General features: G+C 58.6%; 25 protein-coding genes and 1 tRNA gene. 13 read left to right on the top strand and 13 right to left on the bottom strand.

All coding sequences use genetic code 11. The annotated features are described in order from the left end of the window. Positions 1–98: 98 nt before the first annotated feature. A complete protein-coding gene (locus K0O24_RS01615) occupies positions 99–2,498 on the bottom strand; it encodes an EAL domain-containing protein (protein WP_219894096.1) in 2,400 nt (799 codons plus the stop codon). 179 nt (positions 2,499–2,677) lie between these two features. Here K0O24_RS01615 and cobT point away from each other — a divergent pair, with 179 nt between their 5' ends. Then, positions 2,678–4,504 carry a cobaltochelatase subunit CobT gene (gene cobT / locus K0O24_RS01610; protein ID WP_219894095.1) on the top strand — a complete coding sequence of 609 codons (1,827 nt, stop codon included), beginning with the start codon at positions 2,678–2,680 and terminating at the stop codon, positions 4,502–4,504. Here cobT and K0O24_RS01605 read toward each other — a convergent pair. Then, positions 4,501–5,043: a Pycsar system effector family protein gene (locus K0O24_RS01605; RefSeq protein WP_246611096.1), complete on the bottom strand. Its 543-nt coding sequence runs from the start codon at positions 5,041–5,043 to the stop codon at positions 4,501–4,503. The two genes, cobT and K0O24_RS01605, sit on opposite strands and share 4 nt — an antisense overlap. Positions 5,044–5,141: 98 nt before the next feature. Here K0O24_RS01605 and K0O24_RS01600 point away from each other — a divergent pair, with 98 nt between their 5' ends. Genes K0O24_RS01600 through K0O24_RS01590 form a run of 3 tightly spaced genes read left to right on the top strand, consistent with a single transcriptional unit; the run spans position 5,142 to position 6,915 of the window. Then, positions 5,142–5,387 (top strand): acyl carrier protein, encoded by a 246-nt coding sequence (locus K0O24_RS01600; RefSeq protein WP_219894094.1) that lies wholly within the window; start codon positions 5,142–5,144, stop codon positions 5,385–5,387. Continuing rightward, positions 5,384–6,586 carry a serine palmitoyltransferase gene (gene spt / locus K0O24_RS01595; RefSeq protein ID WP_219894093.1) on the top strand — a complete coding sequence of 401 codons (1,203 nt, stop codon included), beginning with the start codon at positions 5,384–5,386 and terminating at the stop codon, positions 6,584–6,586. Before K0O24_RS01600 ends, spt begins: the two co-directional genes overlap by 4 nt. Next, a complete protein-coding gene (locus K0O24_RS01590) occupies positions 6,583–6,915 on the top strand; it encodes a response regulator (protein ID WP_219894092.1) in 333 nt (110 codons plus the stop codon). Before spt ends, K0O24_RS01590 begins: the two co-directional genes overlap by 4 nt. Before the next feature lie 16 nt (positions 6,916–6,931). On the opposite strand, the gene purQ is transcribed toward K0O24_RS01590, so the two are convergent. The 4 genes from purQ to K0O24_RS01570 form a co-directional block, all read right to left on the bottom strand. Continuing rightward, a complete protein-coding gene (gene purQ, locus K0O24_RS01585; RefSeq protein WP_219894091.1) occupies positions 6,932–7,600 on the bottom strand; it encodes a phosphoribosylformylglycinamidine synthase subunit PurQ in 669 nt (222 codons plus the stop codon). 4 nt (positions 7,601–7,604) lie between these two features. Continuing rightward, positions 7,605–7,835 (bottom strand): phosphoribosylformylglycinamidine synthase subunit PurS, encoded by a 231-nt coding sequence (purS, locus tag K0O24_RS01580; RefSeq protein ID WP_219895422.1) that lies wholly within the window; start codon positions 7,833–7,835, stop codon positions 7,605–7,607. A gap of 548 nt (positions 7,836–8,383) precedes the next feature. Beyond that, positions 8,384–8,469, bottom strand: a tRNA-Tyr gene (locus K0O24_RS01575). A gap of 49 nt (positions 8,470–8,518) precedes the next feature. Continuing rightward, the gene (locus K0O24_RS01570; RefSeq protein ID WP_219894090.1) at positions 8,519–9,367 is read right to left on the bottom strand and encodes an ATP-grasp domain-containing protein; all 849 of its coding nucleotides are present in this window, start codon (positions 9,365–9,367) and stop codon (positions 8,519–8,521) included. 415 nt (positions 9,368–9,782) lie between these two features. Between K0O24_RS01570 and K0O24_RS16705 the strand changes: the two genes are divergently transcribed. Then, positions 9,783–10,568, top strand: coding sequence for a PEPxxWA-CTERM sorting domain-containing protein (locus K0O24_RS16705; RefSeq protein ID WP_246611095.1), 786 nt, complete (start codon positions 9,783–9,785; stop codon positions 10,566–10,568). A gap of 56 nt (positions 10,569–10,624) precedes the next feature. On the opposite strand, the gene K0O24_RS01560 is transcribed toward K0O24_RS16705, so the two are convergent. Beyond that, positions 10,625–11,035 (bottom strand): hypothetical protein, encoded by a 411-nt coding sequence (locus tag K0O24_RS01560; RefSeq protein WP_219894089.1) that lies wholly within the window; start codon positions 11,033–11,035, stop codon positions 10,625–10,627. Positions 11,036–11,451: 416 nt separating this feature from the next. On the opposite strand from K0O24_RS01560, the gene acnA reads away from it, so the two are divergent. The 4 genes from acnA to K0O24_RS01540 are packed head-to-tail and all read left to right on the top strand — an operon-like array spanning position 11,452 to position 16,224. Then, complete coding sequence (gene acnA, locus K0O24_RS01555; RefSeq protein ID WP_219894088.1) at positions 11,452–14,127, top strand: aconitate hydratase AcnA; 2,676 nt, start codon at positions 11,452–11,454, stop codon at positions 14,125–14,127. Positions 14,128–14,138: 11 nt separating this feature from the next. After that, positions 14,139–14,378, top strand: a complete 240-nt coding sequence (locus tag K0O24_RS01550; RefSeq protein WP_246611094.1) for a CBU_0592 family membrane protein — start codon at positions 14,139–14,141, stop codon at positions 14,376–14,378. Next, complete coding sequence (locus K0O24_RS01545; RefSeq protein WP_219894087.1) at positions 14,354–15,028, top strand: cyclase family protein; 675 nt, start codon at positions 14,354–14,356, stop codon at positions 15,026–15,028. Before K0O24_RS01550 ends, K0O24_RS01545 begins: the two co-directional genes overlap by 25 nt. Continuing rightward, a complete protein-coding gene (locus tag K0O24_RS01540) occupies positions 15,025–16,224 on the top strand; it encodes an MFS transporter (protein ID WP_219894086.1) in 1,200 nt (399 codons plus the stop codon). The genes K0O24_RS01545 and K0O24_RS01540 overlap by 4 nt, the downstream gene beginning before the upstream one ends. Here K0O24_RS01540 and K0O24_RS01535 read toward each other — a convergent pair. Continuing rightward, on the bottom strand, positions 16,211–16,597 hold the full coding sequence (locus K0O24_RS01535) for a copper resistance protein CopC (protein ID WP_219894085.1): 387 nt from the start codon (positions 16,595–16,597) through the stop codon (positions 16,211–16,213). The two genes, K0O24_RS01540 and K0O24_RS01535, sit on opposite strands and share 14 nt — an antisense overlap. A gap of 183 nt (positions 16,598–16,780) precedes the next feature. Here K0O24_RS01535 and K0O24_RS01530 point away from each other — a divergent pair, with 183 nt between their 5' ends. The 3 genes from K0O24_RS01530 to K0O24_RS01520 are packed head-to-tail and all read left to right on the top strand — an operon-like array spanning position 16,781 to position 20,087. After that, positions 16,781–18,538, top strand: coding sequence for a copper resistance system multicopper oxidase (locus K0O24_RS01530; protein ID WP_219894084.1), 1,758 nt, complete (start codon positions 16,781–16,783; stop codon positions 18,536–18,538). Then, on the top strand, positions 18,535–19,356 hold the full coding sequence (locus tag K0O24_RS01525; RefSeq protein WP_219894083.1) for a copper resistance protein B: 822 nt from the start codon (positions 18,535–18,537) through the stop codon (positions 19,354–19,356). The genes K0O24_RS01530 and K0O24_RS01525 overlap by 4 nt, the downstream gene beginning before the upstream one ends. Then, on the top strand, positions 19,347–20,087 hold the full coding sequence (locus tag K0O24_RS01520) for a PepSY domain-containing protein (RefSeq protein WP_219894082.1): 741 nt from the start codon (positions 19,347–19,349) through the stop codon (positions 20,085–20,087). Before K0O24_RS01525 ends, K0O24_RS01520 begins: the two co-directional genes overlap by 10 nt. Before the next feature lie 6 nt (positions 20,088–20,093). On the opposite strand, the gene K0O24_RS01515 is transcribed toward K0O24_RS01520, so the two are convergent. Genes K0O24_RS01515 through xseA form a run of 3 tightly spaced genes read right to left on the bottom strand, consistent with a single transcriptional unit; the run spans position 20,094 to position 22,548 of the window. Next, positions 20,094–20,927: a M23 family metallopeptidase gene (locus K0O24_RS01515; protein WP_246611093.1), complete on the bottom strand. Its 834-nt coding sequence runs from the start codon at positions 20,925–20,927 to the stop codon at positions 20,094–20,096. 32 nt (positions 20,928–20,959) lie between these two features. Continuing rightward, positions 20,960–21,157 carry a DUF2093 domain-containing protein gene (locus K0O24_RS01510; protein ID WP_219894080.1) on the bottom strand — a complete coding sequence of 66 codons (198 nt, stop codon included), beginning with the start codon at positions 21,155–21,157 and terminating at the stop codon, positions 20,960–20,962. A gap of 23 nt (positions 21,158–21,180) precedes the next feature. Beyond that, a complete protein-coding gene (gene xseA / locus K0O24_RS01505; RefSeq protein WP_219894079.1) occupies positions 21,181–22,548 on the bottom strand; it encodes an exodeoxyribonuclease VII large subunit in 1,368 nt (455 codons plus the stop codon). Between xseA and purD the strand changes: the two genes are divergently transcribed. Further along, positions 22,547–23,818 (top strand): phosphoribosylamine--glycine ligase, encoded by a 1,272-nt coding sequence (purD, locus tag K0O24_RS01500; RefSeq protein WP_219894078.1) that lies wholly within the window; start codon positions 22,547–22,549, stop codon positions 23,816–23,818. The genes xseA and purD overlap by 2 nt on opposite strands. On the opposite strand, the gene K0O24_RS01495 is transcribed toward purD, so the two are convergent. Both K0O24_RS01495 and K0O24_RS01490 read right to left on the bottom strand, forming a co-directional pair. After that, complete coding sequence (locus K0O24_RS01495; RefSeq protein WP_219895418.1) at positions 23,819–24,787, bottom strand: Rne/Rng family ribonuclease; 969 nt, start codon at positions 24,785–24,787, stop codon at positions 23,819–23,821. It abuts the gene before it with no gap. After that, positions 24,780–25,352 carry a Maf family protein gene (locus K0O24_RS01490; protein ID WP_219894077.1) on the bottom strand — a complete coding sequence of 191 codons (573 nt, stop codon included), beginning with the start codon at positions 25,350–25,352 and terminating at the stop codon, positions 24,780–24,782. The genes K0O24_RS01495 and K0O24_RS01490 overlap by 8 nt, the downstream gene beginning before the upstream one ends. Positions 25,353–25,374: the final 22 nt, after the last annotated feature.

Below are 25,374 nucleotides of genomic sequence, written 5' to 3'. Positions count from 1 at the left end.
GAGAAGCCATTTTGGTCAAAGACAGCATTCGAATGGCCCTATTCGTCCACAACGACGACAAGGCTCCCTCGAAGGTCACATATTGTAAAAGGCGTGCACTAGTTGCCGTTGGCAGCGCGCCTGTCTTGCGAAAAGATTTGTTCGGTTAGTTCCGGAAGCTTCATAGGCTTTCCGATCAGATATCCTTGGACCATGTCACAACCAAGGCGAGCCAGCGCTTGCAAAATGGCTGGTGTTTCCACTCCTTCGGCAACGACCTTGCGGCCCAGCGAATGGACCATCCTGATTGTAGAACCGACAAGGATCAGGTCGTCATTATTGGTATCGATATCGGCAACAAACTGCTTATCGATCTTGACTTCGTGAGATGGCAGGATCTTGAGATAATCCAATGTCGCATTCCCCGTGCCATAGTCATCAATTGACACCTTGATGCCGTGTTCGACGAGCGACCGCATCATGGCGATTCCCGGTCCGTTTCTATCAAGCTTTCCAGTCTCGGTGATCTCGAGGATCAATTTTGACGCCGGGAAGTTGTGCTTCTTGAGTATGCGGTCAACGAAATTGAGCAAGTCGGGCTTCTGGAGCAACTGGACTGACAGATTGGCGGAAATTGCGAAATCAGATCCCTCTGCATTGATCTGCGCTGCCGCGGCTACCGCCTGATCAAGCACGAAGCCTGTAAGTTTTTCGATGCGGTTGTGCTTTTCGGCAACCGAAATGAAATCGTCCGGACCGATCAGGCCACGTTCCGGGTGGCTCCAACGCACAAGGGCTTCCGCTCCGACGATGCGATTGGCTTTTACGTCAAGCTTTGGCTGGAACGCGACCCACACTTCCCCGTTATCGACTGCATGATCCAACCTGCTCAGCAAGGATAACTGCCAGGCGGCTTCGTGAAGCCGCTCAGGATCATAGAATTTCCAGATGTCGTTGGCGCGCGCAGCTTCTTCGGCACATAGCATTGCGCTGCCGATGCGGCTCGTCATCGGGCGTTCGTAGTCGGCGTCCACTCCAAATGCGATTGAAATGTCAATTTCGCGTCCATCGATCGGCAGTGCAGTGCTCAGAATCGCCTTCAGCCCTTCCAGATGATGGGCCAAGTCCTCGCCCATCGGAAGTTCACTAAACCAGAGAAGGGTGTCCTCGCTGTGGAAAATTTCATCATCATCTCCGCTCAGCACAACGCGTCGACAAATTTCGTCGATGACTGCGCGCTCAACAAGGCGGTCAAAACTTGCGGCGATTTCTGCATAATTGCGCATTTTCAACGCAATCAATGTTTCATGTCGGGTAGTGCCAGCATAGCGGAGTGCCGCGAGATTGGGCAGGCCAGATACGATGTTGGTCTGGCTGCTCCTGAGCACACGCCGCAGCGTCGTCGCGCGATAGGCAATAATTGAAAACAATAAAACAGCGGGGACCACATCGACGGTAATCAACCTCTGATCAAGGAAGATCGGCAGCACCCCGAAGACGACAATCGCCGCCCCAGATGTCAACCACACAACTCGCATCCGCTTGGTGTAAAGATGAGCAATCGCAAGACCGAGGCCAACAAGGTATGCCGGAAGCCAGCCCCAATAATCAGGAAGGCCGCGCCGTAGGGTTTCTGCCCCAATTACCTGAAAATAGACACCGGGCAGCCAGCCTTGTGACGCAATATGGTGAAAATCGTTGAAGGCAGCTGCTGTTGGCCCGATGACAACGTCGCGGTTGGCAATCCGATTGTCCGGGACCCGATTCCGGACAATGTCAACAAGACTGTAGGTGGGAATAGACCGGGCCTGAATTGCCCAGTCGGGACGATAGTGATCCCATCCCTCTACATCAATGCCCGCGATCACCGTCGACATTGACCGCACGCGCTGGCCATTGAGAGTGCCGTTGAAGGGAATCCTGACTGACAGACCGAACGGCGTTATCTTGCCGTTGAGTGAGGTGAGTTGAGCCTCCTTCGTGAACTCTGGGCGCGGCCCTATCTCGACTTTCTGGTCTGTTGCGGCGTCCTTCGTGTTGATCACCCCGAGAAAGACGCGCCCAGCGTGGCGCTTAAGAGCGGCACTGAAAGCGGCATCTTGGGACGGTGTTGTGGGATCAGCATAGGCCTTGTCGAAGAACACCCTTCGCGCTCCCATTGCGAACAATTTGTCCAGGGCTTGGGCATCGATATGACGCGGATAGTCGAGGCCCCCCAGTTCGTTTGCAGTCTTGTCATCTATGCCGACAACGACTGCATCGATCTTGGAATCCCGGCTTCGCACGACGTCGCGGCCAGCCTGAATCAGGTCTTCGAGAGGTTGCCCAAATTCAATGGCGCCGCAAATAAGAGAAAAAAGTGCCGCCCAGAGCAGCACGGAAAGGCGCCGATCCCTGTTGTCCGCATTTTCGCGACGTTCTGCGGTCCGAGCGCGGTTCTTCATGTCAAGCCAGTGCTCAAGCGGCAGCGGCGCGAAAAAGACATGCGCAACCCGATCGTGGCAGAGTGTTTTTGACACCCGGATCTTGAACAGTTCGGCACTGCGGTACGCCTCTTGCAACCCGTCTGGAAATCATCGGATTTCCGAGACTTGATCCTTAATGAAGGAAAACGAACAAATGGTTATCGATCGGAAAAGCAAAGAGCGGCTCTGGCAATCTTCCGCCGCGATCATTTCGCGGCTAAGGCAAGAGGATCATGTCCGACCAATCGCCTCTTGATACGTTCAAATCTGTGCTTGCAGGCACTGCCCGCGCCATGGCGCATGAGCCGGAGATCGAACTCGCTTTCACCGCTGACGCACCAACGCAAAGCGGCAAGAATTTTCGCGTTCCGATGCCGGGACGATCGCTGCCGCCCGACCAGGTAGCAGAGGCGCGTGGATTTGCCGACGGCATGGCTCTGCGGTTGCGCCATCACAGCGACGCTGTGCATGCCATCAATCGACCCGGAGATCCGACTGCCGCTGCCGTATTCGATGCAATAGAAGCCGCTCGAGTTGAAGCGCTGGGGGCAAAGTCCATGGAGGGCGTTCGTGCAAATCTCTCGCACGCGCTTTCCATGCGCATGCGTTCTGACCCGATTGCTCGGGCCTTGGCAGTTGATGAGGTGCCATTATCTTCGGCCATTGGACTGCTGGTGCGCGAACGGCTGACGGGTGACGCGCCACCGGAAGTTGCACTCAATGGCCTCAACATGGTCAGAGATTGGATAGAGGAAAGGGGCGCAGCCGACCTGGACGCGCTTGGCCTTGCAATCGACGATCAGGCGGCGTTTGCAACACTTGCGCAAAAGCTTTTGGCCGATCTCGACCTGATTAACGCGAATGACGAATTCGATCCGAACGAAGACGGAAGCGACGAGGATTCGGATCAGGAAGAAGGCTCCGATCAAAGCCAGGAAGAAGGCGAGGACGGCGATTCACAGGCCGAAATGGAGGCCCGCGCAGACGCCAGCGAAGGCGATGCCGACGAAGGCAATGAACAGGAAATCGAGTCCGACTCCGATATGGAAGCGGATGGCGAACCCGGGGATGAGGGTGAGGAAGGAATGATGCCCGTGCGGCCGAACCGGCCGCTTTCTGACTTGCCGCCCAGTTTTGACTACAAGGCCTGGACAGACAAATATGATGAAGTCATCGCGGCCACTGACCTGTGCGATGAGGATGAACTGACGCGCTTGCGGGCCTATCTCGACCAGCAACTGCTTCACTTGCAGGGCGCGGTGACCAAACTGGCCAACCGCCTGCAGCGCCGCCTCATGGCACAGCAGAACCGCAGTTGGGACTTTGACCAGGAAGAAGGGATTCTGGATGCGGCGCGGTTGGCGCGCGTCGTGACGGCTCCCGGCCATTCGCTGTCCTACAAGATTGAGCGCGATACCGAATTTCGCGACACGGTCGTGACGCTGCTGATCGACAATTCGGGATCCATGCGCGGTCGGCCCATTTCCATTGCTGCAATCAGCGCGGACATCATGGCGCGAACGCTTGAACGCTGTGGTGTCAAGACAGAGATATTGGGGTTCACAACGCGAGCCTGGAAGGGCGGGCAGAGCCGTGAATCCTGGCTGGCAGCTGGACGGCCCTCTTCGCCCGGGCGCCTCAACGACCTGCGCCACATTCTCTACAAGGCCGCAGACGAGCCTTGGCGGCGCGCGAAAAAGTCGTTGGGCCTGATGATGCGTGAGGGTCTCCTGAAGGAAAACATCGACGGCGAAGCGTTGCTCTGGGCTCACAGCCGGCTCATCGCCAGACCGGAAGAGCGCAAGATCCTGATGGTTATTTCAGACGGCGCCCCGGTCGATGATTCGACGCTGTCAGTGAATAACGGCGCTTATCTTGAACGGCATCTGCGCCAGGTAATTGGCTGGATCGAAAACCGCTCTCCCGTCGAACTCTGCGCCATCGGCATCGGCCATGATGTAACCCGCTACTACCAGAAGGCCGTGACGATCATGGATGCCGAGCAGCTTGGAGGCACAATGGTTGAACAGCTTGCAGGCCTATTCGATACCGACAATTAGAACAGTCGCTCAGCAATCAGAGTTGCGACTGTCAGCACAAGTCCGGCGAGAAAAGTGCGATAGGCATAACCCAGGAACCGGTATTTCTTGCGCTGCAGGACTTGGCCATTCTGGTAAATGTCGCGCAGCATGGCACGATAGATGGTTTCGTCACTTTTCAGTTGCTCCAGAACCGTATCAGCAAATTCATCCTCGCCCATTGCAGTGAAGGTGCCGAAGAACAGGATGTTGGGACTGCCACCCGGGCTTGGCTTCGTCGCGATGGACGGCAGGATTGCAAACACGGCGAGCATTGCTGAAATGAAGGAGAAGAGCGCAAGCACAAGTAAGGCGGCCGTAACGCCCTGTCTGCTTGCCTGCCCGACCGAAATCGTGAAGACAACGAAGGTTGCCCCCATCAGGATGGAGGCCTTTTGGTCCGCCATTTGACTGAGCGTCAGGTTGATCTGTTGCGTCGTGCGCACAAGGTGCACGGCATTGGGCGAATAGGGTGACTTGTCGTCAGGCATCGCTAGCTCTCCCCGGACGATGTGCTTCATCGTCACACTTGCATGATGGGCGCCGACTTGCCAAGTCTTGCCGCCTTCCTGCCGCATTCTGGTGAAATAGGCGCGACATAAAATTACAAGGAATTGCCATGACTGACCGGGCCGCCATAACCGAGACCGTTGCTGCCCAGATCGAGCCCTTCAACAAGAAGGGCATCGCTCTGACGGACGCAACAAGTTTCCAGCACGATCTCGAATGGGACAGCCTGACCGTGATGGATTTCGTTGCTGCGATCGAGGATGAGTTCGACATTCTCATCACAATGAACATGCAGGCTGAAATCGAAACCGTTGGCCAACTTGTCGATGCTGTTGCGAGGTTGAAATCGGAATGACTGACCTTTTCTCAAAGTTCGATGCCCTGATCGCGGAAAAGGCTGCGCTCATGGCGACGGGCGTACGCGATCCGATCGGAATCGTGATGGACGAAGTCAAATCGCCGACAGAAGCTGTCATCAAGGGCAAGGATACGATCCTGCTCGGCACCTATAATTACATGGGAATGACCTTTGATCCGGACGTGATCCGAGCGGGCAAGGAAGCACTTGATTCATACGGGTCTGGCACGAATGGCAGCCGTTGCCTCAATGGCACGTTCCGGGATCATATCGACGCCGAAGACGCCTTGAAGGAATTTTACGGCACGAAACATGCCATGGTCTTTTCAACGGGATACCAGGCGAATCTGGGCTTTGTTTCAACCGTTGCAGGCAAGGGCGACTATGTCATCCTCGATGCAGACAGTCATGCATCAATCTATGATGGGTGTTTTCTTGGCAACGCCGAGATCGTTCGCTTTCGTCACAACAGCGTCGAGGATCTTGACAAGAGGCTCGGTCGCCTGCCCGTGGAAGCCGCCAAACTCGTCGTTCTCGAAGGCGTCTATTCGATGCTTGGCGACATTGCGCCGCTCGACAAGATGGTCGCCGTTGCCAAGAAGCATGGCGCCCAGGTGCTCGTCGACGAGGCACATTCGATGGGTTTCTATGGCCCGAATGGCCGCGGAGTCTATGAGGCTCAGGGACTGGACGGAGAGGTCGATTTCGTGGTCGGTACCTTCTCGAAATCGGTTGGCACGGTGGGTGGCTTTGTCGTGTCCAATCATCCCAGTTTCGAGATTTTGCGGCTGGTTTGTCGTCCCTATGTTTTTACAGCATCCTTGCCACCCAGTGTGGTCGCGACCGCTGCGACTTCAATTCGCAAGTTGATGCATGCCCACAACAAGCGCCAGCATCTTTGGGAAAATGTTCGCCAGCTGCATGGCGGCCTCAAGGCGCTTGGCTTCCGCCTCCCGACAGAGACGCCTGAGTCTGCCATTGTCACCGTCCTGCTCGATGATCAGGATCAGGCCGTTACCATGTGGGACAGGATGATAGAGCTTGGCGTCTATGTAAATATGGCGCGACCGCCTGCGACACCAGCTGGCACATTCCTGCTTCGGTGCTCCCTGTGTGCCGAGCACACACGCGAGCAGATCGATACGGTGCTTGGCCGGTTCGCCGAAGCGGGTAGGGCAGTCGGCGCAATCGCGTGAAAATCCTCGTTGTCGATGATGACAGCCGTATCCGTCAGATGACGGCAGATGCGTTGCGCGACAATGGGCATGACGTTTCAGAGGCTGACTGCGGCGCAACTGCACTGGCATTGCTTGACGAAAATATCTCGGTGCTTTTGACCGATGTGCAGATGCCAGGGATGACCGGTCCGGAACTGGCCGATGCCGCACAGTCCCGTTATCAGCGGTTATGTATCCATTTCATGAGTGCGGACACGGGGGGCATCCCAGTCGAGGCCTTCCGTGGACGTCCGGTGCTCGCCAAGCCCTTCACTCTGTCGGAATTGCTTGCGCTCGTGGAAAATTGATCGACCTTTTGCGTGATCAGGCCAAGACCCTGCCGACAAGCCCTTCAAACAGTCTCAGCCCGTCGGTGCCGCCATGAGCGGCTTCAATCATCCGCTCGGGATGCGGCATCATTCCCAGCACATTGCCTTCGGCATTGAGGATGCCAGCAATATCGTTGACTGAACCGTTGACCTGCTCCTGATATCGAAATGCAACCCGGCCCTCGCCCTCAAGGCGATCGAGCGTGGCTCTGTCCGCGAAATAATTCCCATCATGATGCGCAACCGGAATGGTAAGCAGTTCATCCTGCTCGTACCTGCTCGTGAAAATCGACTGGCTGTTCGCCACACTGAGCGACACATCGCGGCAGACGAAGTTGATCCCGGCATTGCGCATCAGCACACCTGGCAAAAGACCGACTTCCGTCAGGACCTGAAAGCCATTGCATACACCCAGCACAGAAACGCCGCGCCCCGCGGCTCTCACGACAGCGCGCATGACGGGCGATTGCGCCGCCATCGCGCCCGACCTGAGGTAGTCGCCGTAGGAAAACCCACCCGGAATGGCGATGATATCCAACCCGTCCGGCAGCTCGGCTTCCCTGTGCCAGATCATCTCTGGCACCCGACCGGTTGCAAGTTCGAGAGCCATCGCCATGTCGCGATCGCAATTGGAACCGGGAAAGACAATGACAGCGGATTTCATGGCCTCAGGCCCTTTCGATACGGAAATTCTCGATGACTGTGTTGGCCAGCAATTTGCGGCACATGTCTTCAACCGCAGCCTCGGTGACCGAATCGTCCAGGTCGAGCTCAATCAACTTGCCTTGCCGAACACTGTTGACGCCAGAAAAGCCAAGACCTTCAAGCGCGTGATGGATCGCCTTTCCTTGCGGGTCGAGTACGCCGTTCTTGAGAGTGACATGGACTCGCATCTTCATCGGGCGGACTTTCTGGGCAAGAGTGTGGGGTGCGCCTGCCCGATACCGGTGCACTGACCGCAGGGCAAGATTCATCTTTTCTTAGGCATGAGCCCGCACACTTCAATGCGGGGGTTCAATCACGGCCAGGGACTCGTCGTGGGAAAATGGGATGAGGATTGCAGCGACTGCCCTCTTTGTGGGCCTTTTCGCCTTTGGACGACAAGTCATTGGCTGGCACGATGAACTTGGCAAAGTCCAGATGGTCCTGGTTGCGTCCTTCGTACTAGGATACTTCGCGGGCTTCCGTCGTTCGGGGTGATCAGCCAAAAGTTGCGGCTGAGGGCGATTTTCCGACGTTCGCAGAAGCCGAAAGTGCACTCGTCGAACGTGGCGCGCGCGTCGGAGAGGGTTTTCCTATAGACATTCGAGTGCGGCGAGGCTCTTGGCCCCCATCCCTGCCTCTATTCGCCTCGCCGCCAACTTCGCCGCACAGCAGCAACGACAACTGGCCGATTGCGGTTGTTGCTGCGTCAAATCAGAAGCCGGGTACGGCAAAATCACAAGTGTGGTGGACAGGGCTGGATTCGAACCAGCGTACGCTCTCGCGGGCAGATTTACAGTCTGCTGCCATTAACCACTCGGCCACCTGTCCATGGTTGCGCTCGGGCGAGGCAGGCCCTTGGCGAAGGCGCACGACGAAGTCAACCGCTGTGGTTCTTTTCGACATGGTGCTGCACGGCCTGGGCAAACATTGCGCCGCGGTCAGGTGCGTGGCGAAGGAAAAGCGATGGCTCAATCAGTTCAAGTTCCATCAGCTGGAATTCGCCATCGGCACCGCGGATCATGTCGACCCGCGCATATAGCGGGGGCTCGTGCAACGCGCTTAGGACCGAATTCGCAAGATGTTGCGAGTTCAGCGGCGGCTCTATCTGGATTTCCGTGCCACCAAACTGCTCCTGGACGCGAAAATCGCCCGCAGCCGGACGTTTAAGAATGGCGTGACTGAATTCTCCGCCAAAGTAGAACAGGCTGAACTCACCTTCTTCAGAAATTGCTGACATGAGTGGCTGGATTAGCATTTCGCGCAGGGCAACGTCGGTCGGAACCGGATCTCCCGGCCGCAAAAGATGGGTACCCTCCGCGCCACCTGAAATTGTTGGCTTTACCACTAAGGCGACGTCGCCAAAGATTGCACGCGCGGACTCGAGATCCTGATCGCTAAAGGATGAAGCAACGCGAGTTGGAACAATGGCTACTCCGCGCGATTCCAGCGCGACGAGATAGGTCTTTCTTGTGTTCCATCGCAGTGTTGGAAGCGTGTTGGCGAAGGGAAGCCCGCGCCAAGCGGCAAGGTGCGCATCCCAAAGGACCGGATCGTGTTGATAACCCCAGACCAGAAGGGGCATGATCAGGTCGAATTCCTTCAGGTTGCCTGGATCGCGCCATTCCCTGAACGAGACAGCTTCTCCGAACACGCGTCGATAATCTCCCGCATCGGCGTGCCAATTGACATAATAGTCGAGCGCGGGTGTCAGTATGGCAAGGCGCATCTTGGTCTCAGTCTTGGTTTGACTAGCGGTCGGAACTGTCGAAGCGCAGCCGATAAGCCCTATTCAGCTGGGGTTGCAACACTTGCGAGCGCGATAGTTCGAGGTCGCAGTTGGTTGCGAATCGATTCTTGCTCGGTCAAATTCTGCAAGACTGATTGCAGGCGAACGTCGCGTGCTGGGGTTTCCCGCTTAACCATGGTCAGTCTTGCGGTTACGCCGCTTTGATTCTTGCTGCGCCAGATTGGCGGCGAACTTCTGCGGGCTTCGATGGTTAACAGCTAGTGGTCCGCAACTTTTTTCGGGCAATGACCTCGTCTCAAAACAAGACATAAACCCCAGAATTCAGCCATTTCTTCGATAGACTACGGTCGCCGTTTCGGGCATTTTAAGGCCTCATTTTTACGGGGTAAGTGAAATGAGCTTGGTTTCTCGGGCGACTTCTGTCGCATGTGCTTTGGCACTCTCAGCGGGTGCGTCTGTCTCTTCGGCGCATGCGGCCACCTATGTATTCAGCTTGACGGGCGGATCTTCGAGCACGAGCGGTGCCGACGCCAATTCGCGTACATTCACTGCGACGAGTGGTGGGACGACACTGAACATGCGCGTGACCGGCTGGAGCCTTACGTCAGCGACCCAAGCGGGCGTTGTGCAGGACTCCTATTTGGGTTTTTACAGCTCCGGTCTGGGCGTAACGTCAGGTGATGAAAACGGATCCGGCAACACGCATACGGCTGACAACCAGAACCGGTATGATTTCTTCATCCTGCAATTCGACAAGGCCGTCAGCTTAGTGTCGGGAAAGTTCACACCATTTTCTTTGGGCAACTCCCTCGATACTGACGCGACTGTTGGCTTCGGTACGACGAATACGCCTTGGAATAGCCAGCCGGCGCTTAACAACCAGAGCTTTGCAACGCTTTCGGGCGTCTTCAATGGCGGATTCTCGACGCTGACCGGTGGGGGAACGACCAATACGCGCTTGCTGAATCCGGCTGCCAATGTGGGAAACATCTGGCTTGTCGGCGCGGCCTTCAACAATGCCGATCGCAAGGTTGATGCGTTCAAGTTCTCCAACCTGACCGTCTCGGGGAGTTCAGCTGTTCCAGAGCCGGCCACATGGGCCATGATGATTTTGGGCTTTGGCTTCGTCGGTGCCGCGATGCGCCGCAGGAATGTGCAGACCAACGTCAGCTTCGGCTGAACACGGTATAAGGGAAAAGCAAGCCGCGCGACTGAAAGGCCGCGCGGCTTTTCCTTTTACTTGAGCTTCAATTCCTGGAGTTGCTGCTGGCCCATGCTCTTGCGCATGGTGCTGCGGGCTCCGTAAGCCGTGTCCAGCTTTCGCGCGTCAGACTTCATGAACGCTTCAAATTCCTTCTGCTGCCGCAATTGCTCGGCAGCATCATAGACTTTTGGATAGACAGTAACGAGGAAGAGGTCCGGCTCGCCAGCACGGGCATAAGGATTCGCGAGGACTTGATAGCTGGTGATATAGCCCTTTGACTTAGCGAACTCCTGCTGAGCTTTCCATGGTCCGGCGAGATAGTCCATGTAGTTCTCGAACTGCCCGTCAAGGACGTCAATGCCCGATACATCCGTATAGTTGCCTGGTGTGTAGGACGATTCCTGCGCCAAGGCAGGCGAAGACAAACCAAGAGTGAGCGCCATAATGGCGCCTGCAAAAAGACCATTTCTCATTTCAAAGCATCCCTGTTGGGGCCGCAGACCAAGCGTGGCCATCACGGCCCGGTTTCAAATCTCACGCACGACACGGCCATGGCAAGTGCGGCGCGACCTCCGATTCCGTTGTCCGGATCGGGACTCGTCTCCACCTTGGACAAGACGCAGGCTAAGGCCATTGGTGAAGCATGGCAAGGTTCCATCAAGGGCTCAGCTTGATGCATGACTGACGCAAGAATCTGTCCGGTACGGGGGCTGACAGCCCGTCGTCGCCCTGCTAACAGCCTTGGCGAACGTTCCGCACATGCAGTCATGCGCCGTGCCGGATTTCGGGACATTTCAGCCCCGTGCAGTGGCAATCGCCAATCGGCTCGCCCTTGCACGCGCAATCAGGGGAGACCTTCATGACAGCCGTTGGACAAGACACGCTCGGGACACGCTCGACACTTGATGTGGGAGGCAAGAGCTACGCCTATTATGCGCTCAACAAGGCGGCTGCCAAATTTGGCGATATTTCCAGGCTTCCGTTTTCCATGAAGGTCCTGCTCGAAAACCTGCTGCGGTTCGAGGATGGCGGATTTACGGTCTCGACAGGCGACATCCAGGCTCTCATCGACTGGCAGAAAAATCCTACCTCGGATGCCGAAATCCAATATCGCCCTGCCCGGGTCCTGTTGCAGGATTTCACCGGGGTTCCCTGCGTGGTCGATTTGGCCGCTATGCGCGATGCCATTGCCAAGTTGGGCGGGGACACGTCGAAGATCAATCCGCTCGTACCGGTACACCTTGTTATCGACCATTCGGTCATGGTCGACGAGTTCGGCCATCCAAAGGCCTTCGAGCAGAACGTCGAGATCGAATATCACCGCAATGGGGAGCGTTACGACTTTCTGAAATGGGGCTCGAAGAGCCTCGACAATTTCAAGGCGGTTCCGCCGGGCACCGGCATCTGTCACCAGGTCAATCTTGAAAACATTGCCCAGGCAGTCTGGACGTCGACCGATGCAAGCGGCGCTACGGTCGCCTATCCGGATACCTGCGTCGGGACCGACAGCCACACGACAATGATCAACGGGCTTGGCGTGCTTGGCTGGGGTGTTGGCGGGATTGAGGCTGAAGCAGCGATGCTTGGCCAGCCCGTATCGATGCTGATTCCTGAGGTGGTCGGATTCAAGCTTACGGGCGTGTTGAAGGAAGGCATAACCGCGACCGACCTTGTGCTGACATGCACGCAGATGCTCAGAAAGCACGGGGTGGTTGGTCGTTTCGTCGAATATTTCGGGCCGGGCCTGTCCTCACTGACACTCGCGGATCGCGCGACGCTGGCCAACATGGCGCCTGAATATGGCGCGACATGCGGCTTTTTCGGCATTGATGAAAAGACACTGGATTATATGCGCTTGTCGGGGCGTGACGAATCCCAGATCGCGCTCACGGAAGCCTATGCCAAGGTACAGGGCCTGTGGCGTTATTCAGACTCGCCGGATCCGGTCTTCACCTCGACACTCGAACTTGACATGTCGACGGTTGTCCCGAGTCTTGCCGGACCGAAGCGTCCGCAGGACAAGGTTGCCCTGACCGACGTTGACGACGTTTTCAATGGCGAACTTTCATCCATCTACAAGCACGACGGTTTCAAACGCGTTCCCGTCGAAGGCAAGGCTCATGACATCGGTGATGGCGACGTCGTCATCGCCGCGATTACCAGCTGCACCAATACATCGAATCCCGGCGTCCTGGTTGCGGCAGGTCTCGTGGCGAAAAAGGCCAATGCCTTCGGGCTGAAACCGAAACCCTGGGTGAAGACTTCACTCGCGCCGGGATCGCAGGTCGTCACTGACTATCTGGTGAAGGCCGGGTTGCAGGAGCATCTTGACGCAATCGGCTTCAACCTGGTCGGCTATGGCTGCACGACCTGCATCGGCAATTCCGGTCCTCTTGCCGAGCCGATCTCCAAGGCTATCAACAGCAATGATATTGTTGCGGCCTCAGTCCTCTCGGGCAACCGCAACTTTGAAGGCCGGGTGTCGCCGGACGTCCGCGCAAACTTTCTCGCGTCGCCGCCCCTTGTCGTCGCCTATGCGCTGAAGGGCACTGTGACCGAGGACTTTACCACCACGCCGATCGGGCAAGCGACCGACGGGACGGACGTTTACCTCAAGGACATCTGGCCGACCAACCAGGAAGTGGCCGACACAATGGCCGCAAATATCGACCGCGCCATGTTTCAGGCGCGCTATGCGAACGTCTATCAGGGCGACGCGCATTGGCAGGCTATCCAGGTCGAAGGGTCCGAGACATACCAATGGCGCGCCGGTTCGACCTATGTTGCCAACCCTCCCTATTTCGAAGGCATGACAATGACGCCGGCACCGGTTGGCGATATCATTGAAGCGAAGCCGCTTGCGATCCTTGGAGACTCGATCACAACGGACCACATCAGCCCGGCGGGCTCGATCAAGGCTGACAGTCCGGCCGGTACCTGGCTGATGGAACACCAGGTTTCCAAGGCAGATTTCAATTCCTATGGTGCAAGGCGCGGCCATCATGAAGTGATGATGCGCGGCACCTTTGCCAATATTCGCATCAAGAACGAAATGGTCCCGGGAATCGAAGGGGGCATGTCGCGTTATGGCAACGAAGTCATGCCGATCTATGACGCCGCCATGCGCCACAAGGCCGATGGCACGGCCCTCGTTGTTGTCGCCGGCAAGGAATATGGCACGGGTTCGAGCCGTGACTGGGCAGCCAAAGGCACCAATCTTCTCGGAGTTCGTGCCGTCATTGTCGAAAGCTTCGAACGCATTCACCGCTCGAATCTGGTCGGCATGGGCGTCTTGCCGCTCCAATTCAAGGATGGGGATACGCGCACGTCGCTTGGCCTGACTGGCGATGACAGCTTCACGATCAAGGGCATAGCCAGCTTGAAACCGCGACAGGATGTGGACGTGCTCGTAACCCGAAAGGATGGGAGCAGCTTTACCTTCACTGCGCTTTGCCGGATCGATACGGCCAATGAAGTCGAGTATTTCATGAACGGCGGCATCCTGCACTATGTGCTGAGGAAGCTGGCAGCCTGAGCTCAGCCCCATTGATCCTTGTCGAAGTCGTCGGGTGGGCAGGCGCAATTCTCATCCTGCTCGCTTATATCCTGTTGACCTTGGGCCGCCTCAAGGCGCAGTCGGTGGCCTATCAGGTAATGAATGTCGTTGGCTCGATGGGCTTCCTGATCAATGGCTGGGTAAACAGGGCACTGCCATCGGCGGCGCTCAATCTTATCTGGATGGGCATCGGAGTATATGCATTATGGAAGATGCGCAGGACCGACTGATCGATCTTTCACACGAGATTGAACATGGCATGGTTACGTTCATGGGGCTGCCCGCACCGGTCATCTGCGACTATTGGGAGCGTGAGGCATCGGGCAGCCATTATGACGATGGCTCGACCTTCCAGATCGGGCGCATCGACATGGTCGCGAATACTGGCACGTACATCGATAGCCCGTTTCATCGCTTTGCGGAGGGCAAAGACCTTGCTGGACTCGATCTGTCGCAATTGGCAGAGCTTGACGGAGTCGTCGTCCACCAGCCATTTGAGCACGGACTTGCCGTCGATACGAATGCTTTCGCAGGCCTGGATGTTTCGGGGAAGGCCGTGCTGGTCCATACCGGTTGGGATCGGTTCTGGCGTACCGAACCGTATTTCGAGAACCATCCGTTTCTGACGGAAGCCGCAGCGCGCCTTCTGGTGGATCGTGGTGCCGCGTTGGTCGGGATCGACAGCTACAATATCGACGATACCCGCACCCGCTCGCGGCCGATCCACACGGCGCTTCTCGGCGCGGACATTCCGATTGTCGAGCATATGACCAATCTTGGGGCATTGCCGGACAGTAACTTCCGCTTCTGCGCGGTACCGCCAAAGGTAAAAGGCTTTGGCACGTTTCCTGTCCGCGCCTTTGCGGTCGTTGCAGGTTGAACCCGGACGGGGAATCCCGCCGCCCTGCCATTCCCCGCACGGTATGGGCGCTTGGCTTTGTCAGCCTGTTCATGGATATTTCGTCCGAAATCATCCACGGGCTTTTGCCCCTTTTTCTGACGACAGTGCTTGGCGCGAGCGTCGCCTTGGTCGGGCTAATCGACGGAGTAGCTGAAGCGACTGCCTCGATTTCCAAAGTCTTTTCTGGCTATGTTTCCGACAGGCTGGGACGTCGCAAGCCGCTCATTCTTCTTGGCTACGGCCTTGGGGCCGCCTCGAAACCGCTCTTTGCTCTTGCCGTCGGTCCAATACCGATTCTCGGTGCCCGATTTGTAGACCGTATCGGAAAGGGACTTCGCGGCGCGCCGCGCGATGCGCTGGTAGCCGATGTCACGCCGCCGGAAATTCGGGGACGAGCCTATGGGCTTCGTCAGTCGCTCGATACGGTCGGGGCCTTTGCCGGCCCGCTTGCGGCGGTCGGATTGATGGCCCTGTTTGCAAATGACATGCGCAGCGTTTTCTGGGTCGCAGCGATTCCTGGATTTGTTGCAGTTCTGCTTGTTCTCTTCGGGATTGAAGAAGGCAAAGAAGCGATAAAAGCCCAACCGCAAGCACCCGTCACCATGAAGGACCTGCGCGCGCTAGACCGAAGCTTTTGGGCCGTCGTCGGGATCGGCATTGTCTTCACGATGGCACGCTTCAGCGAGGCCTTCATTGTTCTCAAGGCGAATGCTGCCGGACTGCCCCTTGCCCTTGCTCCGCTTGTCTTGGTTGCAATGAACCTTGTCTATTCGCTTGGGTCCTATCCCGCAGGCGCAATGGCAGATGATCGTGGGCCCGTGCGCCCGATGCTCCTGGGGCTTGCCTGTCTCGTCGCGGCTGACTTCTGCCTGGCATGGGCGCAAGGCTTGCCGGGGGTCTTTGCCGGCATTGCCTTGTGGGGCGCACACATGGCGCTGACACAGGGGCTGTTGGCCAAAATGGTCGCCGAATCTGCGCCCCCAGCTTTCAGGGGCTCCGCATTCGGCCTGTTCAATCTGGCTGTCGGCGTCACCATGCTCGTCGCAAACCTTTTGGCGGGAGTATTTTGGGATATGTTCGGGTCGGCGGTGACTTTTGGCGCCGGGGGTGGATTCGCCTTCCTTGCCTTGGTTGTCATGGCCGAAAGAGGAATGCGCAGGCCTATTTCACGTTGAAGGGCAATTCACCAGTGACGTTGTGCCCATCATTCCCAGCAGCGGACCATTTCAGGACATAACCCCCGGTTGGAAGCGCACGCTTCAAAAGCAAAGTGACGGACTTTCCATCCGCGCTCATCTGCGTCGAGTAGCCGGCCATTTTCATCGGGGGGTGGTCTGCCATCCCCGGCATGCTCACCATCATCAGTTCGGTTTTGAAAGTCGTCGCAACCACCTTGTCAGAGAATGTAAGAACAATCTTTCCCGGCTTGGCGATTTTTGCATTTACAGCCGGACTCGAAGCCGTGAGCTTCACATGAGCGAACAATGGGTTGGCTATGCAGAGCGCGGCGAGAGTTGCCATCTTTGACAGTCTGCTGAATTGGGTCATAAGTCGTTCCTCGATCAAATCGGTCAATGAAAGTAATTGCACGGTCGCAAATCGGAAATTCCACATCGGACCTTGCCGAAGCGTGAATGCCCTGTTCACCCATTCGGCGACAGCCCTATAGTGCAGATGGCGAACGCCGCTTTGCGCAGGTAACAAAAGTCTCCATTCAGCGAAACTTGATTGATGAAACCGAAACAGAAGATCCTCGTCCCGCTACTTGACCGTCGCGGAGTGCTCAAATGCGCAGCCTATGCTGGCGGAAGCATCGCGGTTACGTCACTTTTTCCCGCTTGGGCTGCGAGTGGGTCGCCGGGAATTTCAAACGCGCCTGAAACGCTCAGCGGCGATTCGATTTCGCTCTCGATTGGGCAGGCTCATCTTTCTGTCGGCGGGAAAGCCAGTCACGCATTTACGATCAACGGCACAGTGCCCGGCCCGATCATTCGGCTGAAGGAAGGGCAGAAAGTCCGGATCGCCGTAACCAATACGCTCGATGAAGACACGTCAATTCATTGGCACGGGCTGCTACTGCCCTTCCAGATGGACGGCGTGCCCGGAATCAGCTTTCCGGGCATCAAGCCGGGCGAAACCTTCAACTATGAGTTCGAGGTCCGTCAAGCCGGCACCTATTGGTATCACAGTCATTCGAACATGCAGGAGACCATGGGCCAATATGGCGCCATCGTGATTGATCCCGCGAATGCCGATCCTGTGGCCTATGACCGGGAGCATGTGATCGTCCTTTCGGACTGGAGCGCCATGCACGCGATGGAGCAAATGCGGAAGCTGAAGGCCATGGGCGGCTATTTCAACATGAACAAGCAGACGCTTGCGGGCAAGCTGAAAGGCAGGGACCAGTCTGCTGCGGAGCGCCGGATGTGGGCCAGGATGCGGATGGACCCGACCGACATTGCCGACGTCACCGGGTCGACCTATACCTATCTGGTCAACGGCCATGACACGACGGGTAATTGGACCGGTCTCTTCAATCCCGGTGAGCGCGTTCGGCTTCGAATCATCAATGCTGCCTCGATGACCAACTTCAACGTCCGGATTCCGGGTTTGCCAATGATTGTCGTTGCGGCAGACGGCCAGAATGTCCAGCCGGTTGAAACGGATGAGTTCCAGATCGCTATCGCTGAAACCTATGATGTGATCGTACAGCCTTTGGAGGATCGGTCCTTTGGGTTCATTGCAGAGTCGATTGACCGTTCCGGCCTTTGCCGCGCTACGTTGGCTCCACGCATAGGGATGGCAGGAGATATTCCATCTCTGCGTGATCGCCCGCTGCTGACGATGAAAGACATGGGCATGGGCGACATGAACATGTCGGGCGGAGATATGGCGGGGATGGATCATGCCGCGATGGGTCATGACATGGGCTCAATGAAGATGCTTGATCCTTCAGTTGCCCCGCAGGTGAAGATGGGGCCCGGCGTGGCCATGCTCTCTGTGATGCCTGTCGATCGAACGGGAGAGCGACCAACGGGCCTGGAAGATGTCACGCACCGCGTATTGACCTATCGCCAACTCAGATCGCTCGACAGAAATCCTGACCCACGTCGTCCTTCACGAGAGTTGGACCTTCATCTCACTGCGAACATGGAACGATACATGTGGTCATTCGATGGCGTGAAGTTGAGCGATGGTGCCGAGCCAATCCCTTTTCGCCACAATGAACGGGTCAGGCTGAACCTGATCAACGATACCATGATGCCGCATCCCATTCACCTGCATGGGCACTTCTTTGAGCTCGTCACCGGCGATGCCGGTCACCGTCCCTTGAAGCACACCGTGAACGTCCTGCCTGGCGGGAAGGTGTCGCTTGACCTGACCGCCGATGCCCTCGGCGACTGGGCATTTCATTGTCATATGATGCTCCACATGATGGCGGGCATGTTCCGGGTTGTGACTGTCCGACCGGATGGTGGCGAGGCATGAGCCGCCATCTCTGGATAATCTTTGGCTTGGCGCTGGCTTCACCGGTCTGTGCACAGACGGACCAGCCCGAAAGCGAAGTCGGTGACACGCCTGCGCCCGCGCCAACAATGGATCATGCGGCTGATGCAATTTTCGATCCAGTATTAATGGCTGCGGCGCGGAATACGCTGCGTCACGAAGCGGGTCGCATGACGAGCTATAGCGTTGTGTTCAACCTCGCCGAGTTTCGCGTCCAGCGAGGCCAAGATGCTTATCGCTGGGAGGGCGAGGGATGGATTGGGGGCGATATCAATCGCTTTGTCTTGAAGACCGAAGGGGAAGGCGCGGTGGGCCATGGCGTCGAGGCAGGCGAGGTGCGCGCGCTCTACTCACGGGCGCTGGATCCCTGGTTCAACCTTCAAGTGGGCGTTCGGCATGATTTTGAGCCCGGGCAGCCGCGCAGCTATGCTTCCGTCGGCTTTGAGGGATTGGCCCCTTATTTCGTCAAGCTTGAAGGTGCACTCTTCCTGTCGGACAAGGGTGATGTGCTCGCGCGACTTGAGGGATACTACGATGAACGCATCACTCAGAGGCTCATCTTGCAGCCGAGAGCCGAACTCAACTTTGCCGCGCAAGATGTCCCGGCGAATGGAATTGGCTCGGGCCTCTCGGAAGCTGAACTTGGCCTTCGCCTGAGATACGAAGTCCGTCGCGAATTCGCGCCCTATGTCGGTATTTCATGGGAGGGAAAGCTCGGCGACAGCGCTCGCTTCGCCCGCGCCGCCGGAGACAGGGTGCGGGCTACAAGCCTGGTTTTCGGGGTGAGGGCATGGTTCTGAACCACTCCGGACGGCGGGGCCGTCGACGTCTCCATCTGTTTGCCAGTCGTGCTCACAAATGGCTTGCACTGTTCATCGGTGCCCAATTGCTGATCTGGTTTTCCAGCGGGGCCCTGATGAGTTTCCTGCCGATCGAAAAGGTGCGCGGCGAACATCTTGTAGATCGTGCGGTCGTCGAACCGTTGCCGCACGCCATGAAGTTGGTTGATTCGAACCGTTTGATCGCTTCCGCCGATGGGCCGGTCGAGGCGATCACATATCACATGCTCGGGAATCGGCCCGTTGCTGCGTTGAAGACGACCAAACGGACACGCCTGTTTGATGCCGAGACAGGTGCAGCAGCACGGCCCGTCAGCGCTGAGGAAGCCGCGGCGATCGCATTGGCATCCTGGCGCGCTGCTTCACGGCCATCGACTACTGTCCGTGCCGTGACGGCGGAAAGCCCGGAATATCGTGGCGAGTTGCCGGCTTGGCGCGTTGCCTTTGCCGATCCGGACAATACGGCGGTTTATGTCGTGGCGGGGGATGGACGAATTTCTGGGGTCCGGACTGGCACATGGCGTCTCTATGACTTTTTCTGGGGCCTCCACATCATGGATTGGAAGAACCATGAAAATTTCAATACGCCCTGGCTCCTTGGCTTTGCGATTGGGGGATTGGTGCTGGGCATTTTCGGAACGATCCTGCTTTTCCTGCGTTGGCCGTTTCGCCGGCGCCCATTGCAATCCTGAGATCTGCTACCGGCTCGGAAGCGCTAACATTGCCGGGTCGATGCGTTCATCATTCCACTTCAGACCCCAATGGAGATGTGGACCGGTCGCACGTCCTGTTTTGCCCACAGCACCAATAATCTGACCTTGGCGGACCATTTCGCCAAGTTTCACGTCGATGCGCGAAAGGTGCAGGAACGCACTGTTGAGCCCCATGCCGTGGTCGATCATCACAAGATTGCCTTCAAGAGTGAACGGTCGCGCTGCGGACAGAATCACGACCCCGTCTGCGGGTGCCAAGACCGGCGTGCCTGTTCCGCTCGCCAAATCGACACCGGCATGAGGCGCGCCGGGCGAACCGGCATAGATTCGTTGCGCTCCGAAATGCCCGGTGATGCGTCCCGGGACTGGCCAGATGAAATCCTGTCGCCACCCCTGGGCACCGGTGACGATCCTGCGCGCGGACGCGATCTGTTCAAGTTCGGCCGGTCGCCGTGCTTCGAATTCTGCGTCTGGTCCGGAATAATGCGGCAGGCGGTAGAGGTTTTCCACAATCCAGCGGGTGGGGGTCACCGGCAATGTTTCTGTAATGCTGGTCCCGTCGTCGAGGACTGCTGTCAGGACAGTAGCCGGCCCATAGTCACGCCCGAACCCCGCAATAAAGTGCCGATCCGGCGCGAAGGGTACGTCGTGTCCGTCAATCGCGAGCCGGATCGTGCGCGGCGGAACGACGCCGCGAACCAGTGCGCCTTGCTGCGGCTGGCGATTGATCTGAAAGGTCCCTGAAGTCTGCGCCGCAGTTGGGAAACCTCCTGCCACAGGCTGAGGCGCGGCATCTGCACTTGTGAAAAGGAGCGTCAATCCCGAAAGCACCGTTGCGGTGCGGAAGGATATCATTCTTCCAGCATGGCCTTTGTTGCTATTTCTGCAGTCGCATAGGGTTCCTGACGCACCACGCTCCAATAACGCAGCAAGTCCAAAGGGATAGGCGCGCCGGATTTGGCGCAAACAACATGTTCACCCTGAGCGAGAACGCGAAAACCGTTCGCCATATAGTGGAGCTTCGCTGTTCGGCCTTGAGACATCAACATTGGCATCAAACCTTCATTTGCCGTCACAGCAGGCTTGGCTGGTCGGGCTTCGGGCGATCATAGGCCGGTCTGCCCTCTTGCTCAACCCGCACCGGGACTTCACCATCCGCAAAGGTCAGGGTGAGCATCTTGGCGCGATTGGCATTTGTAACGCTGCTCACGACTCCGCCCTGTCGGTCTTTCACCAGAACATAGCCGCGTTGCAGCGGCTTTTCGGGATGGAGCGACTCCGCTAGCCTCCAGATCTGCGCCAGGCGTTGTTCGGCATTGGCCAAGCGCTGCGTCAGCATTACGGGCCGAAGCGCTCCACTGACCCGGGCGAGGTCACCGCGAGCGTCCGAAAGGCGATGCGAGAGCCCTCGACGCAACCGGTCACTGAAATCATCGACCTTCTGCCTTTGCGGGCCAAGGAGCGTATCCAGCGAAGGCAATCGCCGGGCCGTGGCGATCAGCCGCTCATCGGCTCGTTCGGCATAGCGGCGGACAGCTCGCAATGCGCGAGCCTGCGCCGATTGCAGGCCTGCGAGCAGTTCCGCGCGGACCGGAACCGCAAGCTCAGCTGCAGCCGTTGGCGTCGGTGCGCGGACATCTGCCGCAAAATCGCACAGGGTCGTGTCGGTTTCGTGCCCGACCGCGGAAATGACCGGGATTGTGGATGTGGCCACTGCCCGGACGACGATTTCTTCGTTGAAGCCCCACAGATCCTCTATCGACCCGCCACCGCGTGCGACGATAATCAGGTCCGGACGGTCCGCGCCCTGCATTGCCGAAAAGCCCGAAACCGCCGCAGCGACCTGTTCCGCCGAGCCATGCCCCTGCACCAGCACGGGCCAGACGATCACGCGGGTGGGGCATCGGTCAGCCAGTCTATGAAGGATATCACGGATGACCGCACCAGTTGGAGAAGTCACAACCCCGATCGTGCGCGGCAGGAAAGGCAGCTGGCGTTTGCGTGCTGCATCGAACAGCCCTTCGGCTTGGAGCTTGACCTTCAGCTTTTCGAGCAACGCCAGCAGGGCACCTTCGCCTGCGATTTCCATCGAGTCGATGACAATCTGGTAGCTGGAGCGCCCCGGATATGTGGTGAGCTTGCCCGTTGCAATGATTTCGACACCGTCCTGGGGAACGAACGGGATGCGCGCGGCATTGCCTTTCCACATCACGCCGTCAATCTTCGCATTCTCGTCCTTCAGAGAAAGGTAGAGATGGCCGGACGTTGCGCGCTTGAAGCCCGAAATCTCGCCGCGGATGCGGACGTGGCCAAAACCCTGCTCGACATGACGCTTGAGGGCCGACGATATTTCGCTGACCGAAAGCACACCCGAATTGTCGCCCTGCCGTTCCTCGGCTAGGAGGCGCATCTCATCAAGCGGGGGCGTGTCTTCTTCCATGAATATCCTTTTGATCGGCAGCGGCGGGCGTGAACATGCGCTGGCATGGAAGCTCGCGCAATCGCCCTTGTGCGATACACTCTATGCGGCCCCGGGCAACCCCGGCATTGCCGAGGAAGCGGAACTGGTCGATCTGGCTATCGCTGATCACGCAGCGGTCGTGGCCTTCTGTGCGGGCCACGATATCGGTCTGGTCGTGATCGGCCCGGAAGGTCCGCTGGTCGATGGTCTGGCGGACGTGCTGCGCAGTGCCGGCATCCCCGTCTTCGGGCCAAGTGCCGCGGCCGCGCAACTCGAAGGGTCCAAAGGCTTTACCAAGGACTTGTGCACGCGCGCCCGTATTCCGACTGCGGCGTATGCGCGGCATGATGACAAGGATGCGGCGTTGGCGGACTTGCCGCGCTTCGGCCTGCCTGTCGTGATCAAGGCCGACGGTCTTGCTGCGGGCAAGGGCGTCATCATCGCCGAAACGGGCGAAGAGGCCAAAGCCGCAATCGAGGACATGTTCAGTGGCGGGTTCGGCGCTGCAGGGGCCGAAGTTGTGATCGAGGAGTTCATGACCGGCGAGGAAGCGAGCTTCTTCGCCCTGACAGACGGCACGAGCATCGTCGCGTTCGGATCGGCGCAGGATCACAAGCGCGTGGGAGATGGCGATGTCGGTCCCAACACTGGCGGAATGGGCGCTTACAGCCCTGCGCGCGTCCTGACACCCGCGCTTGAAGCGCGCGTCATGGCCGAGATCATCGAGCCGACCGTGGCGGCAATGGCAGCGGCGGGCACGCCCTATAATGGAGTGCTCTATGCCGGGCTGATGCTGACAGCGGATGGCCCCAGGCTGATCGAGTATAACTGCCGTTTCGGTGATCCGGAATGCCAGGTGCTGATGATGCGCTTCGCCGGTGATCTGGCCGAGTTGCTTCTGGCGATTGCCAGGGGACAGCTGGCCGCCGCAGAGCCGCCCGTCTTCACCGACGATGTTGCGCTGACTGTCGTCATGGCCGCCAGGGGATACCCCGGCACGCCGGAGAAAGGTGCCCGGATCACCATAGGGGATACAGGCGCCGTCAAGGTCTTCCACGCGGGCACGGCGCTCCGCGATGGCCAGCTGATTGCCAGCGGCGGCCGCGTCCTCAACGTGACGGCGACGGCCCCGAGCGTGACCGGTGCGCGCGCGGCGGCCTATGCCGTCGTGGATGCGATCGATTTCCCGACCGGGTTCTGCCGCAGGGACATTGGCTGGCGCGAAGAGGCGCGCGAACAGCAAGGCTGATCAGCCGGAGGGAGGCTCCTCTGCTGTCCCAAAGGGTCGGCCCGTCCGGCGTTCAAGCTCCGCGATCCAGTCCGGTCGGGCGGAGAGCCGCGCGTGCAGGGCTGGCGGGAGCCTCAGTTTCTGAACACCCGGACCGGTTTCGCGTTCGATACGCCGCAACGCAGCGCGCAAAGCGGCACCCACCGGGTCGCCCCGCACAGTCTCGGGAAGCGAGGCGCGCACCCGGCGACGCACGATCTGCATGAAGCCGAACCCGTTGATCGCGGTGCGCTCGAACGGCTGGGGCAGCGCGGCATCGAACGCATCGCTGGCCGCCTTGCGGGCAGTCTTGTCGGGCATCGTCGGGAAGTCGACACCAATCGAACCGCCAATTCCGTGCCGCACGATGGCTTCACCGACGGCTGTGGCCGCCGCGACCGACAGAGGCGCCGGCGGCAGGCTGCCGTCCACATCGAACAGCGTCATCGCGGGCGTGACGGAGAGCCGCAGGACGCCGCCCGGAAAGGCGATCTCCCCCCGCTCTGCCTCGTCCAGCACTTCGGACCAGCCTGATGCCTCGAAGAGGTCGGCCTCATGCGGATGGCAGTGGCGGACGGGATGTCCGCTGGCGGTGATCCGCGCGAGCAGATCGGGCCCGGCCGCCGGCTCGGCGTCATCAAGCACCGCAACAGCCTTGGGCAGCTTGTTGCGACCCGGCTCGGGGATCGCCTCGCGAACGATGCGGACCTTCAGCGATGCGCCTTCGCTGATCCCGGGCGGGATGCCGTCAAGCAACGCGTCGCCTTGCCCCGGAAGGGTCACGCGCCCCTGCAAGCGCGGCACCAGCACGTCGACCAGTCGGGCCAGGGCAACAGTTCCGGCACGCGGTCCGCTGCCGTCGCACTCGATGGCCGCCTCGATGATCCGGCCATCGCTGACCAGCGCTGCCCGCGCTTCACCGATCCCGCGCTCGTAAAGCCATTCAGCCAAGGGCAACGCCTGCCGACTGGAGCAGGGCGCGCGTCTCGTAAAGCGGCAGCCCCATGACACCGCTGTGCGATCCGGACAGGTGGCGGACAAAGGCCTCGGCGCGGCCCTGAATGGCATAGCCGCCCGCCTTTCCGTGCCATTCGCCCGTCTTGAGATAGGCGGCTATGTCCTCCGACCCGAGCCGCTTGAAGGTCAGGATCGAGGTCGACAGCCGGTGGTGCGCCTTGCCTTGCCCGTCCACCAGAGTGACGGCGCTGAGCACCCGGTGACGCCGGCCGGACAGGAGCGACAGGCAGGCCAATGCCTCCGCTTCGCTTTCCGCCTTGGGCAGGATGCGGCGCCCTGCGGCGACCACCGTGTCGGCGGCCAGGACGAGGCTTCCGGGATGCCGGGCGGCAACAGCCCCTGCCTTTTCGGCTGCCATCCGCCGTGCATAGAGATGGGGCACTTCGCCCTTGAGGGGGCTTTCATCGATGTCCGCCGGATCGATCGCATCGGCAACAACGCCGAGCCGCAAGAGCAACTCCACGCGCCTTGGGCTTGCGGAGGCCAGAATCAGCGGCATCGGATCGGCGCCGCGCGGAGAA

It is taken from the genome of Aquisediminimonas profunda, from assembly GCF_019443285.1.
Lineage (GTDB): Bacteria > Pseudomonadota > Alphaproteobacteria > Sphingomonadales > Sphingomonadaceae > Aquisediminimonas > Aquisediminimonas profunda.
This window is presented reverse-complemented; position numbering and strand designations above follow the sequence as displayed.